This is a genomic window from bacterium, assembly GCA_024742285.1.
Classification (GTDB): Bacteria; Myxococcota_A; UBA9160; order UBA9160; family UBA4427; genus UBA4427.
On the sequence record JANSYR010000033.1, the window covers coordinates 1 to 14245 of the forward strand.

At 66.1% G+C, this 14245-nt stretch carries 7 protein-coding genes; 2 read left to right on the forward strand and 5 right to left on the reverse strand.

The window, feature by feature from the left end; all coding sequences use genetic code 11:
• Window positions 1-529: 529 nt before the first annotated feature.
• Window positions 530-3781: a LamG domain-containing protein gene (locus tag NXI30_28840; protein MCR9098247.1), complete on the forward strand. Its 3252-nt coding sequence runs from the start codon at window positions 530-532 to the stop codon at window positions 3779-3781.
• 122 nt (window positions 3782-3903) lie between these two features.
• Here NXI30_28840 and NXI30_28845 read toward each other — a convergent pair whose 3' ends face one another.
• The 5 genes from NXI30_28845 to NXI30_28865 form a co-directional block, all read right to left on the reverse strand.
• Window positions 3904-5106 carry a PEP-CTERM sorting domain-containing protein gene (locus tag NXI30_28845; GenBank protein MCR9098248.1) on the reverse strand — a complete coding sequence of 401 codons (1203 nt, stop codon included), beginning with the start codon at window positions 5104-5106 and terminating at the stop codon, window positions 3904-3906.
• A gap of 230 nt (window positions 5107-5336) precedes the next feature.
• The gene (locus NXI30_28850) at window positions 5337-5621 is read right to left on the reverse strand and encodes a BolA family transcriptional regulator (GenBank protein MCR9098249.1); all 285 of its coding nucleotides are present in this window, start codon (window positions 5619-5621) and stop codon (window positions 5337-5339) included.
• A 6-nt stretch (window positions 5622-5627) separates the two neighbouring features.
• Window positions 5628-6398: a hypothetical protein gene (locus tag NXI30_28855; GenBank protein ID MCR9098250.1), complete on the reverse strand. Its 771-nt coding sequence runs from the start codon at window positions 6396-6398 to the stop codon at window positions 5628-5630.
• A 34-nt stretch (window positions 6399-6432) separates the two neighbouring features.
• Window positions 6433-6621, reverse strand: coding sequence for a BolA family transcriptional regulator (locus NXI30_28860; GenBank protein ID MCR9098251.1), 189 nt, complete (start codon window positions 6619-6621; stop codon window positions 6433-6435).
• A gap of 546 nt (window positions 6622-7167) precedes the next feature.
• Window positions 7168-11271 carry a S8 family serine peptidase gene (locus tag NXI30_28865; GenBank protein MCR9098252.1) on the reverse strand — a complete coding sequence of 1368 codons (4104 nt, stop codon included), beginning with the start codon at window positions 11269-11271 and terminating at the stop codon, window positions 7168-7170.
• A 1418-nt stretch (window positions 11272-12689) separates the two neighbouring features.
• On the opposite strand from NXI30_28865, the gene NXI30_28870 reads away from it, so the two are divergent.
• Window positions 12690-14245, forward strand: a 1556-nt coding sequence (locus NXI30_28870; protein ID MCR9098253.1) for a hypothetical protein, incomplete at its 3' end; no start/stop codon positions are given.

Here is a 14245-nt window from a genome sequence, read left to right on the forward strand (position 1 = left end):
ACAGCAGACAATGCCGACCAAACCGGTCGCTGAGCCTCCGAACGGTGGAGTGCGAGACGCGCTTGGCCCGGGCGAACTGCCGGAAGCCCGCACAGCTCACGAGGAGGTGGAACACGTCCTCGAGGAGATCGCCGCGTCTCAGCCAGTAGGACGGAGAGAAGGTCTGTGAACTGAAGTAGCGGCCGCAACGGGTACAGCGGTACCGCTGAATCCTGCGCGGCCGGGCCTCTCGTTCGTAGAAGCCTTTCTTCTGAAAGCGCCAACCGGTTGGATCTGCATGGAAATCGCAGTCGGGGTTGGGGCAGTGGGGTGGGCGGCGAGGGACGTGCAGCGTCGGCATGCAGACCGACATCGCACGATGCGTGCCGGGTGCAGACTACCGTCCACATCTCGATCTGTGAACCTCTTCACAGTGTCCCCTCTCCGCACGCCCCATCCTCGACCCCAGGCGAGTCACCGACGGATCGAGGGATCCAGGCTTTCGAGCGTCCGACCGTCCGGGCGCCGAGGGGCCACGGAAGGAGAATCGATGAGCCGAAGACTCGACCGACGCTCACTGTTGAAGGGCCTCGGGGGCTTTGCCGTGACCAGCGCCGTCGCCGGCGGCGCCCTCCCCGCCCGGGCCGACTCGCCGCTCGAGGGATCGACGATCCGCGAGGCCGACCCGAACGCGGCTCAGGTCCTTGCCGGCGTGCACGTGATCTCGGACAAGAGCGTGGCGGCCGGCGAGACCGTCCGCTTCCGGATCAGCAGCGACCAGGCCTACCGGCTCCAGGTGGCACGCCTCGGCTGGGACATCACCTCCCGCGACCGCGACTGGCTGCTCCACGAATCGAATCCCCTCCCCGCTGCCCCACGCGAGGTCCGGCCGGGCTCCTACGTCCACGTCGAGCGCGCGCTGCCCGCCGGCGCCAAGTTCTCCGAGATCACCCTCGAATGCTGGGTCCGGCCGAAGGCCGCTGGACGCTGGCACGGCCTGATCACGCAGTACGACTACGCGAGGCACTGCGGCGTGGGCCTCTTCCTCGACGATCAGCTCCGACCCGTCGCGTATTTCGGAGACGGCGGCTCGTTCCGGTCGGCCTGGCTGGTGACCAGCGCGCGCAAGATCGCGCCCGACGCCTGGGCCCACGTCGTGGCCACCTTCGACGGCCGCCGGACGCGCCTCTACCTCGACGGCCAGCTCACGGCCGAGTCGACGACGTTCTCTCGCACGCTCCAGGCGGGGCGCGCCCCGCTCCGCCTCGGCGCCTATGGCGAAGGCGGGGTGACGACACGCTTCCTGGCGGGAGACCTCGCGATGCCGACGATTCACGGTCGCGCCCTCGCCAAGCTCGAGATCCATCAGCGGACGCACATGGACCCGATCCGCCCGCCGAAGACGAGCGACGTGGTGGGCTGCTGGCCCCTCGACGAGGAGTCCGGTCACGACGTGCGCGACGTGAGCCCGGTTCGGCGCGATGGCACGATCGTGAACCGCGGCACGTGGATGATCGGCGGTCCGCGCTACGCCGCCGCCACCGTCCCCCGCTTCGACCCCGCCTACGACCCCGATACCGACCCGAGTCGCGGACACGCACTGCGCCTCTCGCCCGACGACCTCTACGCCGTCGACTGGCCCGAGACGACCCGCATCACGATCCCCGACACCTGGGCGAGCGGCCTCTACGTCGCCCGCATCGCTCGCAGTACGGGCGACGACTACCACGCGACGTTCGTCGTCCGCCCGGCGCCAAACCGTCCGTCCGCGCGCGTGTTGGTCCTCGCGAACACGAACACCTGGCACGCCTACAACCACGCCCCCTTCGAGTCGCACTCGAGCGCCGCCCGCTACAGCTTCTACGAGCGCCACGACTCGAGCGGCGTCCCCGCCTATCAGCTCGGGCTCGACCTGCCCTGGCCGAGCGCCGACCCCTACCTCGAGTACCCGACGGGCTCGGGATACGGCCACCTCGTCCGTGCGGAGCGCGCGCTGCACGTCTGGCTCGAGCAGGGCGGCTACGACTACGACATGATCGGCGACGCCGACCTTCACGCCGACCCCACCTGGCTCGCCGACTACCCGGTCGTCTTCGTGACGGGCCACAGCGAGTACTGGAGTCGAGAGGCGTACGAGGCGCTCGTCGCCTACATCGACGCGGGCGGGCAGGTGATCGTCGCGTCCGGGAACACGATGTTCTGGCGGGTCACGCTCGAGGACGACGTGATCGAGTGCCGCAAGCTGCCGATGTCGGTGAACAACTACCAGCCGGTGCCCGTCGGCGAGGTCTACCATACGCACGACCATCGCCGCGGGGGGCTCATGCGCGAGGCCGGCCATCCCGCATGGCAGGCAATCGGAATCGAGTGCATCGGCTTCGGCGGCACGCCCGTCGCCTACGAGGTCCAGGACCCGGGCCACCCCTTCTTCTGCGAGCCCGAGCTGGTCCCGGTCGCTCCCGGCGACGAGCTCGGCGGACGCAGCGTCGTGGGCCATGAGTATGATGTGAGCCTCGCGCGCATCCCGGGTGCCCCCTCCGTCGTGATGACCTCGCCGCCACACGTTCTCGCCCACGGCGTAGCCAACGTTCGGCGCCTCAACTACGAGGCGGGCTGGGTCGCGCAAACCGGACGGGACGAGGTGATCAGCGAGATCGTCGACTGGTCACGGCTCGGCGGAGGCCGCGTGCTCGCCGCGGGCTCGATCGCGGCGGCCAACGGGCTCCACGCGGACCCGAATCTCGCCTCGATGTTCCGCAACGCCCTCGACCAGATGGGCGTCGGCTTCCGACTGAACGTGCTCGCGGTCGACGCCGGAGGCGTGCTGCTCGGGCACTGGCACGATGGTCGGGATTGGGGACCGGGCGGGGCCGGCTGGCGCTCGATGGGCGCGGGCTTCGATCCGTCGTCGAGCGCGGCGGGTGTCATGTACGCACCCGATCGACTCGGCGTGGTCGCGATCCGGCCGAACGGCGAGGCGGCCTACCGCCACTGGAACGGAAGCACGTGGAGCGGCTGGTCCAATCTGGGAGGCGACTTCGTCGGTCGCCCCGCGATGGTCGCCTGGGGTCGCAGCCGCCTCGAGATCTTCTGCCGCCACCGCGACGGGCGCCTCCTGCAGAAGACCTGGACCGGCTTCAGCTGGACCGGCTGGCAGGACCTCGGCGGGGAGCTCGCGAGCGATCCCGCCGCGATCGTCTGGGAACGCGGCCGACTCGCCGTCGCCGCCCTCGATCGCTCGGGTCGGCTCGTCTACAAGTGGTGGCAATCGGGCATCGGCTGGCAGCCCGGTCCTCAGGACTGGATCGACTTCGGCGGGACCTTCGCGCAGGCGCCGACCCTCGTCGCCTGGGGAGGCAACCAGATCGACCTCTTCGCCGTCGACGCGACGGGTCGGGCCCGGGTCGACCGCTGGGACGGCAACGCCTGGTCGGGCTGGATCGATCTGGGCGGTGACCTCGGTAGCCCCATCGCGGTCGCCGTCCGCGAGGGCGAAGCCATGAGCATCTTCGCGCGCGATCGCAGCGGCCAGCTCGTCGCGAAGTGGTGGGACGGCAGCGCGTGGGGACCGGCGCCGCTCGCCTGGCAGTCCCTCGGCGGAGACCTCGTCGGCACTCCGTCCGTCGCCGCGTGGCGGGGGCGACAGGTCGAGGTCGTGGCGACGGCGCGGACGGGGCGGGTCCAGCACCTGGGTTGGGACGGCGTGCGCTGGAGCGCCTGGCGCACGCTCGCCACGGGCACCGTCGCTTCGAGCCCCACGATCTTCTCCTGGGTCTCGTCCGTCGGACGCGGCGCGGTGTGAAGCGACCGAGGACGAGCAGGCGTCGCTCGAGCTCCTGCTCGATCGGATCCTCTACACGATGCAGACGGTCGTCGACCAGAACCGGAGCCTGCCGATGGACGAGGAAGTGCTCGACGCGACGATCAGCGGCGGCGCGCACCGAGCGCTGCCAGCCCTAGGCCGAGCAGCAGGGCCGTCGACGGCTCGGGAATCACCGCGCGGAACGCCACGCTCTCGATCTGCCGTGGCGGCGTCGCCCAGCCGGTGATCACTCGGCCGTCGTCCGAGACGTCGAGTACCTCGAAGAGATCCCAGCCCTCGAGACCGGTCACGCCGAGGAACACGAGGACGTCGCGCGCGCGCCGCCACTCGCCCCAGGCCTCGGTCCAGATCACACCGGTATCGGGGCTCCAGTTCGAGCGCCCGACGACCACGGAACCGTCACCGGAGACGCCGAAGGGCGTCACGTTCGCTTCGACCACCGGTCCGAACGGCGAGAAGAGCCGGATCGAGCGGCCGAGATCTTCCATCCCGCCGGCTTCCGTCCAGCGAAAGGCTTCCTTCGGCTCGAACGACGAGGACCCTGACGATCCGGAGTCCCCGACGATCGTCGTGCCATCCGCGGAGATCGCGAAGGCTCGGCTGAAGTCGCGGCCGGGGGTCGTTCCCAGGCGTTGGATCCCGCCGGACTCGGTCCAGCGGTACGCCTGGGACGGATCGGAATTCGAGTCCTGCAGGATCCCGGCGACGACCTGGCCGTCGTCGGAGAGGCCCCGCCCGACGAGGCTCCCGTCGAAACCCGTTCCCGCACGAAGCGCGCGGGCGCCGTTCGTCTCGTCCCAGAGGAAGGCACCGAGCGACGGCCCCGTGAAGGCAGACGAGTCGTTGCCGAGTACGACCGAACCGTCACGCGAGGTCGCGATCGCTCCGGTGAAGGAAGCCGAGGGCTGCGGTGCCACGAAAGTGACCGAGCCATCCGGCTCGAACCGTGCCGCTCGATCGTCGAACTCCCCGACGAGCGTGGAGCCGTCGCCGCTCACGCCGAACGCGACCGACGTGAAGGGAGCGGGATCGACCGCCGTTCCCAGTGGCGTGGGACCGACGCCCACATCCCATCGACCGGCCTGGCGCTCGAACGTCGTCGGGTCGACCAACGACCCGCCGACCGTCGTGCCATCCCCCGAGATGTCGAGCATGGCCTGCCGGGTGCCGACGCTGAGGGACGGGGCGAGGGGGAGGATCTCGAAGCTCGCCTGGGCGCGGCCGAGGGCCGGCAGGCCGATCAAGAGCCCGAGGGTCAGTCCGACGATACGGACGAAAGTCGAAAAGCGAGGGATCGCGCGCACTGGTTGCTCCCGAAACGTGACCGGCTCCGAGAGGGAAGTGGGCGATTCCCTACCGACGTGGCTCAGATTCGCGCGACATCTCCAAGAAGTCGGAGCTGTGCGTCATTCCGCTCGCTGACGCGCCCGTCGCCGACGAGATCGGACTCGTTGGTTTCGACCGCGACGGCTCATCGCCGCCAGGGCGAGCACGAACGGGGGCGCGAAGATCAGCAGGCTCCGACCGGACGCCCTCACGACTGTTCCGCGGCCCACCCATCCGGCGTGAACGTCTTCATGCTGAGCGCGTGGATCTCGGCGCCCATCCAGTCGTCGACGACGCCGTAGACGAGTTGCTGAGACTTCACCCGGTTCAACCCGTCGAACTTCTCCGAGACGATCACGGCGCGGTAGTGCCCGCCGCCATCCCGCGCGCCGACGTGGCCGGCGTGCAGGTGGGACTCGTCGACCACCTCGACGTGGGTCGCTTCGAGGGCGTCGCGGAGACGCGCTTCGAGGGCGGAGGCTTCGATCGCCATGGCGGTTCAGTCCTTCGCTTCCGGCGGATGGAGGTGACAGTGGTAGTTGATCCTCTCGAGCGCATCCATCGCCTCCGCGAAGGGCTCGTCCGGGATCACGGCCACTCGATGGGGCTCGGGGTCGATCAGGCGGTAGAAGTCGATGTCCTGCTCGGCGCAGGCGACGACCGTCGACATGTAGGACGCGGGGAAGACGAAGTTCCGCTCGGGCTCGCTCATCCGACCCTCCTTGTACGCGTCGACCTTCGCCTGACAGAAGCCCTTCGTCGTCGCCTCGCTCTTCTTCATGGCGGCCGCGACCTCGGGATCCGTTTGCTCAAGACGGTTCACCCGGAGGCCCGCCAGCTCTTCGATCAATGGCCCCTTCTGGAATCCGAGCTCGCCGAACTCGCAGAAGAGCTTCCGCGTCTCCTCGTCCTCTACCTGGTAGAGGAAATTCGAGAGATACCGCCACGTCGCCAGACTCAGGTTGTTCATCGCCCGTGTATTCCGCACGGTCGCGACAACGACCTCCGGTTGGGAGTCACCGCTGAGCTGCTCGAGCGCCAGCGAGGCCGTGTCCGAGAGGCGCCTGGCCTCCATCACGAGCGTCCCCGCCGATCCCGTCAGCAGGCACGACAGATAGGCCTCCATCGACCCATAGCGAGTCTTCACGTCGCCCTTCTTCTGGAAGTGCGCGTCGCACGCGGACCGGCTCGGAATCTCGGGCATGGGCGTCGCCGCCAGAACGGGCCCCGCCGCGATCAGCACGATCGAGATCGCGAGAACGTTCTGCATCGCTCCTCTCTCCTTTGGGATCACTCCGCAAATCTCAGTCCTTGGGCAGACCCAAGATCCGCTCGGCAATCTTTTCCGAAACGATCACGGCGCGGTAGTGCCCGCCGCCGTCCCGCGCGCCGACGTGGCCGGCGTGCAGGTGGGACTCGTCGATCACCTCGACGTGGGTCGCTTCGAGGGCGTCGCGGAGACGCGCTTCGAGGGCGGTTGCTTCGATGGCCATCGAACTCTATCCAGAGTCGCTCGGGGCGCTTGGTGAAACGTGAGGTCGAGAACGATGTTCGCTGGGGGAGCTTCGCTTTGCCAGCGGCTTTGTTCAAGCGCTCGGGCGCGCAGCCGTCCTCACTTCGGCGATATCGACCCTCTGCGTTTCCACGGGCGCCAGGTGGAGCCGAATCCTCGCGTTCGGGTCGCCGATCCCCATGAGTCGCGGAAGGGCATGGGGCAGCATTCTCCAGCGTGCGCGGAAGCGGTCGAAAGGCCGCCCGCATTGGCCGGCCTCTCCCCCGTCGCGGGAGAGCTCGCCCCACAGCCGGCCGGTCCAGGCATGTCTCGAGGCCAGGACGGAGGGTGGCAGCGTGCTCCTCGCGCGTGCCCCAAAATCTGGGAGCCGGCGGACGCGGCTGCGAAGGCGGAGCGTGGGGAGAGTCTGTCGTACCCGCTGGCGGTCTACCCGCCCGATCTCAATCGCGATCCGTCGGACCAGAAAACCAACGTCCTACCGGGCGCGAAGCCGCGGCCCCCCTGTCGCCAGACCACCAGAATGACTTCAGAGCTCACACGGCGCAGTCGCTCCCGTCGCGTCGGCGCACCAGAGACCCGAGGGACCGGGTGTCGACGGATTCGACGTGAAGTAGCTGTGGAAAGTCGGGTAGTCCGCCGTGGTGACAACGGTGTCGCCGTTGAAATCCGCCGCCTGACAGATCGGATCCGTCGGCGGCAGATTCCCGACGAAGCAGTCATTGAAGGGTGTGAAGTCCTGCGTTGTCGTGTGTGTATCCTGATTCAGATCGGGATCGCATGCGTTTCCGATTCCATCCGCGTCTGCGTCGTACTGATAGATCCCTTCGGCATGCCCGTTGGCGATCGTCAAGCAGTTATCGACGTGATCCGGCACGCCGTCACGATCCCGATCGGGTGTCGACGCGTCCCGACGTACATTTCCGAAGAGGTTCCCCCAGGTTGGGCCGGCCGCGCGCCCCGGGCCGTCGAGCGAGTACACCGAGACATCCGTCTTGGTCGTGAGGTCCGCGGCGACGCTCGCTGAGGCGATCACGAGCTCCGGCGGGCCGCTGCCATCGACATCGCCTACCGCGAACCGAGCCAGGTGCCCGCCCAACGCCGGCGTGTGCCTGCGGAAACCACCCTGATAGAGCGTTCCGTCTCCGTTCAGGACTTCGACGAAAGTCTGAACGGTCGTAGTGAGAGCCGTCGATCCGTACCCGAACGGAATCTGTGGCGAGCTCTCACCGAGGTAGAGCACCTCATCGCCTGGCACCGAATCCACGTCCGCAGCGCGGAGCTCACGCACGAATGAAGCCCGATCAGTCACCGCGACCGGCCAGCCAGAGACAACACCGGCCCCGCTTCCGTCCACGTCGATCGCAACGAGTTCGCGTATGCCCTGTGTGAAGTCGTTGGACGAATAGACGATTTCGAAGTCACCGTCGTAGTCGAGATCCGCGAGCGCGATGGCGACGATGTTCGTGTTCGTGTCAGGCATCGGTCGCGGAAAACCGTTCACGAGAGTGCCGTCATGGTGATAGGCCTGAAGTGCGTAGGGCTCTAGTCCGGTTACGGAGTCGTTCTTGCGCTGCGTATAGAAGATCAGCTCGAGATCCTCGTCGCCATCGACGTCCGCGCTCGACAACCAACGAACCGCTCCGCCGTCTGGCAGTATGGTGGTCTCGGTCGCAAGCGTTGCGCCATCCAGAATCTGAATCCGACCGGGGTTGGTGTGCGTTCCGGTCGGGAACGGCCGGTCGGTCACGGCAATCTCGAGCGTTCCGTCCCGATCGAGGTCAGCCACCGTGCGGAAACGGGTCTGCTCGGAATCGGCGAGACCCGGGCCGAGATCCCGGTCCGCGACGACGCTACCGCTCTCGTCGTGGAGCACGATTCGATTCTCGGCGAGATGGAGCGGACGCGGAAGAATGGTCGGACTCACGATCGGTCCCGTCAGGTCATATCGAATCAGGCCCACGAGAATCCGCTCGTCGCCGGAATCGGAGGTGAAGAAGATCGGCGTCTCGTGATCCACCATTCGATAGTTCGGATCGTCATGTCTCGTCAGGAACTGGAAATAGTCCGCGCCGTCGTTGTAGCCGGGCGAGGAGAATCCCGGCGTGATCGAACCATCGTTCGCCGAAGCATAGATGTCGCCGAAACTCTTCCAGATGACGTCATTCGTCGAGTCCCCGTCGAGGTCGCCGAGCACCGGCTGTGAGGTGCGGAACTGAACGAACTGGCTATCACCGGTTCCGTCCGCCAGCAGCTGCAGGTAGGTCCCATCCCCTTGCCATGCCGAGACGAGCGTCGGAACGCCAGAGTAGAAGCCGGATGAGAGGGCTTTCGGCCAACTGGTGCCAAGCGTCACGATCTCGTCATCGCCGTCGTCATCGATGTCGCCCACTGCCAGTTCCGGCACGTAGACGCTCTCGGCGGCCGTCTGAGGCCATCCCGGCTTCTGGTCGTCCCCCACGACGACTGCGACGTAGTCGAGGAACTCCCCGTCCTGCCAGAATCCGTCGCCGTCCAGGTCACCCAGGAGTCGGAGTTCGACGAGATCCGAGGCGTCGACGTCGATTCCCATCGACGCGAGGTTGACCGGATGCGTAAACGGACCGCCAGCGCCCGTAGCGACCTGCTGCCAGGGGCCGTCGTCCCATCGCACGTCGATCGCATAGGGCTGTACCGCATCGCCGACGACGTCGAAGGTCGCACTCGACGCGATTCGATTGCCCGGGGACGTGATCTCGCCGTTCGCTACGACCAGCGGCAGAACGCTCTCGTCCGTGAACGTGGTCCCGTTGCCGGAATCCGCCGTGACCGTAAGCGTGACGACCGGAAACGTGAAACTCACTTGTCCGAACTGAGTGATGTAGGTATCCGCAAGGGTGGTCGTGTCGAGCGGGATGGTGAAGCTCGACGAGGTCGGACTCGTATCGCTGTAGAGAATCGTCGTCGCGCCTGTAGCCGGGTCGAACAGGGTCAGCTCGATCGTCTGGACCGTCGACGAACCCGTCTCGAACTCGATATCCACGGTGCCTCCCACCGTCGCGAAGGCTACCGGAGCGGTGATACGCACGTTGTCGATGTTGAGATAGGTCGAACTCTCGACGATCTCGGCTTGGTCCCAAACCGAGAGTCGCGCCACGGCGGGACCATCTGGCAGCGCGTTCGAGTCGAATGCGGCCTGAAGCGGTCCGGGCGACCAGGTCCAGCTCACCCACCAAGGATCGAAGGTTGCGGGCTCTTCGCCTACGCCGACCTCGAACTGCGCGTTGTGAAGCAGCGTGCCGTCTACGCTTCCGTCGAGGACAACGATGCCGTTGACGTTCCGATCGACGGGCGTCTCCAGGATCACCTCGCTCACGCTCGGGAAAGCCAGCGCGTCATCCGCGTCGATTCGACCAAAGCCCAGGGCCGGCGCGATCGGAGCGGATTCGAGTCGCAGCGTCTGGCGAACCTCCTCGTTGGAGATCAGAGGGTCTTGCGCGACGAGCAGGGCTGCGAGGCCGGCCACGTGCGGCGCTGCCATCGAGGTACCGCGATAGCGGATGTAGTCCTGACCGACGACGTACGTCGATTGCGGATTCGTCAGGCTCGGACCGGAGACGAGCGAGAGGATGTTCAGCGTGGTGGGGTCCTGGATCGTCCCGTCCCCGCCGCCGGGCGCAGCCACGTCGACGAGGACACCGGAGTTCGTGAACGCGGTGGCCGCATCCGTAGGCGTCGAAGCAGAAACCGTCACGGTCTCCGCCATGTTCTGCGGGCTCGCCTGGCTCGCGGACAGAGAGTCGTTGCCGGCCGCGAATACGACGATCGTGTCGAGCCCGTGGGCGAAGCGAACGGCGTCCTCGACCACCGGATTCACCGGGCATCCCTGGCAGCCCCAACTGTTGTTGATGACGCGTGCACCCATGTTCGTCGCATAGACGATGCTCTGGGCAAGGCCGTAGATGTTGCCGGACCCGCCCGCATCCAGACCACGAACACCCATGACCTGTGCTTCAGGAGCCACGCCGACGATTCCCGTGGCGTTGTCCGCGACGGCCGCGATCGTACCCGCGACATGCGTGCCGTGACCGCTCACATCGAGCGGATACGCCTCGTTGTCGTCTTCCGCGTCGACGTAGTCGCCGTCTCCGTTCCCGTCTCGCGATCGCACGAAGTCGAAGCCGTAGAAGTCGTCGATGTAGCCGTTGCCGTCGTTGTCGATCCCGTCGATCTCGTTCGGCTCGATCACTCCGCTCGAGTCGAGGTCCTCTCCTGGATTCACCCAGGCGTTCGCGGCGAGATCCGGATGGTCGAAGTCCACTCCGGAGTCGACCACCGCCACCACGACGCCCTGGCCAAGCGTCGTATCCCAGGCCGTCTCTACGTCAATCTGATCGAGGCCCCAGAGATCCCCCTCCGTCTGGCCCCACGCCCCACTCGTCCCGAAGTAGGGGTCGTTCGGCACGTAGCTCGCACGCGCGATGTAGTTCGGCTGCGCCCACTCGATGTCCGGGTCGCTCGATAGATCGGCGACCGCTGCGTGCACCGCCTGATCGCGCCTCAACTCCAGAAGGAAGATTCGATCGAGACCCACGCGGTCGGCGAGCACGTTCGCAGACTGCGTACGCCGCGCGGCCCAAGGCCCGCGCGGCATGGTCGCTGACATCGCCTTCAATCCGGCGCGCCTGGACTTCTTCGCCAACCGATCCTTGAGCCGCTGCCGCACGGGCGCATCGAACTGGCCCGACCGGCGCGCTCCCCGCGCGCGCGGGCCGCGCTCGATCGCCTCTGCACGGACCTTGATGATTACCTGTCCCGGCACCCAGCGGCGATCCGACGGGTTGGACGAGACCATCTCGGGCTCCAGGTCCGGTACGCCGGCCGGATACGTCGGCGGATTCAGCACTTCTTCACCACCACCCGCAACGGGCTGATCGGAACCTCCGTCGAAGAGTTGCGCCCCGGCGGCGCTCGCGATCGAGAAGGACATGATCAGGACCAGACAACGGCGAATGAACGTGATCGGCATCGGCCGACTCCCTTCTGATCGGAATCCCGATCTCTCGCGTACGTTGGCGGGCTCAGCGGTGCCGGATCATCGAGCGACCGACACGTGCTGAACTGTTCCGAGGGTCACGAACGACTGAACCCGTCCATCGATCTTCGAGCTTGGATGTTAGGTCCACGTTTAGCCGTGCATGCCGCGTACAGTCAAGAGTGTCGGAAGTCGATTCGATCACATTTCCGGTCCACTCCGAACCTCTTCCGAAGGCCTGACCGTTCCGATCCGAAACGCATCGCCATCAGAATCGATCTGATTGAACTCGCTTCACATGCGATGGCTCTGTCGAAATCAAGTGAACCAGTCGGAGCGAAATTGGAATCGAGAAGCGCGCGATCAGGGCGAGCAGCTCGGCCAGTGCTTCCGCGTCTTCGATGAAGAGAACGCGCCGCGCTCGTGCCCGGGATGCGTCGTGTCCGCGCGTGGCGCCCCTGCCGATCGTCGATGGATCTTCGACGGCCGCACCGTCCGGGCGCGTGCGCTCCTCCACCCTGCGAGAGAGGAGAGGCAGCGCGATTCCATCCGTCGATCTCTGAAAGAGACATGAACGCATCCTGACGATCGTCGCGAACGCTCGCGCTGGGCGTTCCCCTACAGCCCTTGGTGCAGGATCGAGCGGGATCGAATCGAGAGCGCACACCCGTGTGAGTGCACCCAATGCCTGGACCGCGCTCACGCGATGGAGATGGCGCTCTGGAGGCCCCCGGCACGGTTGCCCTCGGACGCTGCTCGCACCTCCGCTCCGCGACCGCCGACACGAGACTGCTGTCGCGTCGGAAGCGGCCACGTGGGATGTCCCGCCGGTAGCGATTGTCCTCAGTCGCCCCGCTTCGAGGTGTCCGCTCAGCGTGCGCCTCGCAATCCGATCGGAAAAGGTGACCAGCGAGACAGTTCGGCTTGACCGCGCGACGTACTCTGCCCCCATCAATCTCTTCGAGCGCTTCTCGACGTCTCCCGGGAAGCGCCCAGCCCACGACGAAGGGAGTCGTCCAATGGAACGTTCGTGCCGAATGCGCCTCAGAGGGGTCTCTTCCTATTCGATCGCGATCCTGCTCGTGCTTGTCGCGCCTGCGGCGGAAGCCCTCGAGCTTTCTCCCATCCGGTCCGCCCCTGATGATCAAGTCGTCGAGCTCGTATGGAGCGGCGACCTGCCCGCCGGTCCCACTCGCACGCACTACCTGTTTCGGACCGACGACGGGCGTGCCACCTGGTCGCTTCTGACATCCCAGACTACGACGGATCCAGGAGGGAGCTACACGGACACGTCGGCAACTCAGGATTCGGACTACGAGTACGCCGTATGGAGCGATCTCAATGGCGGGACCACGTCGAACTACGAAACGTTCTCGCGGCCGTTTCCCCTCTTCGTCGACCCGACGACCGGAAAGTCCGTTCTCCAGCTGACCAATACGAATCGTTTCCCACTCGCCGGCGACAACTACGGCCTCTACTTCGAGTTCTCGAACTCGAACCGCGGCGATCAGATGATCTTCCGAAACATCACCGCAGGGGGAGCGGCTGGGCTCACGTACTACAAGCTGGATCTGAAGTCAGGCGCCCCGACCGCCCTCACCCCGACAGGCCACTGCAATATCGGCATCCTTCATACGGACTTCCTCTACGCCGCCTGCCGCGATTCGACTTCGGGACCCTACACGGAGATTCGGAGATACCCCCTGGGTCTCGGGGCGGCTCAGACGATCTGCAGCGTGACGGCCGGCACGGACGTCACGGGTTCTCTCGACGTGAATCGTGACGCTTCCTTCGTCGTCTTCACCGAGACCGAGACGGCGGGCCCGGATCTTCATCTGCAGAGCTGCACGATCGCCACGGGAGAGAAGACGCTTCAGTTCTCGCGCCCCAAGACGGAGACGCTCACCCACCTTCGCTTCCACCACACGAATTACAACATCTACTACTTCTACAATCCGACGCTGAGCGGCCTCAGCCGAATCGGGATGGGACGAATCCTCGAGAACGACCACGCCAATCTCTCGAGCACCGATCCGTGGTTGAGCGACACCACCCACCTGTTCGTCCACCCCTTCGACGACGCCGCGGGCTCGCTCTGGAGTGACGTCTTCCCGAACCGAAACAGTTTCTCGAATCTCCCATTCGACATCGTCCGGTTGACCCTCGACGGAACGACCAACCTCGGCAACGTGATCGCCTACAACCGCATCCAGGGGATCCCCGCAAACCTCTGGCAGAACCACTTCAATTCCGGACCGAGCGACCTCCAGTTCGTCGGGGACGGCTTGGGAAGCGTGTCCGTCGACTGCAGCGACAGCTTCATTCACGCGTTCACGCTCAATCCCTGGTTTTCTCAGGCGTCGTCTTGGACGCCGCTCGCGAGTGGAATCGGGACCTGCGACAACCCGCCTCCGAATACCGCGGACCAGGAGGCCAACGTCCACTACATCCAGGCGAAGCAGTGGGTGGTGTGGAGCGCGTACAGGAATCTCGACGCGACGCTCTCGGAGGGCAGCGTCGATCAGAATCTTTTCGCGGTGCCGCACGTCATCGTTTTTACCAGTGGTTTGATGGGGCCAGAAACTGTGAGACT

What these genes read in the sequence shown, in the direction of transcription:
- NXI30_28865 (MCR9098252.1), bottom strand. Translation starts at nt 11,271, where the DNA reads ATGCCGCGCGGGCCTTGGGCCGCGCGGCGTACGCAGTCTGCGAACGTG.
- NXI30_28840 (MCR9098247.1), top strand. Translation starts at nt 530, where the DNA reads ATGAGCCGAAGACTCGACCGACGCTCACTGTTGAAGGGCCTCGGGGGC.
- NXI30_28855 (MCR9098250.1), bottom strand. Translation starts at nt 6,398, where the DNA reads ATGCAGAACGTTCTCGCGATCTCGATCGTGCTGATCGCGGCGGGGCCC.
- NXI30_28850 (MCR9098249.1), bottom strand. Translation starts at nt 5,621, where the DNA reads ATGGCGATCGAAGCCTCCGCCCTCGAAGCGCGTCTCCGCGACGCCCTC.
- NXI30_28860 (MCR9098251.1), bottom strand. Translation starts at nt 6,621, where the DNA reads ATGGCCATCGAAGCAACCGCCCTCGAAGCGCGTCTCCGCGACGCCCTC.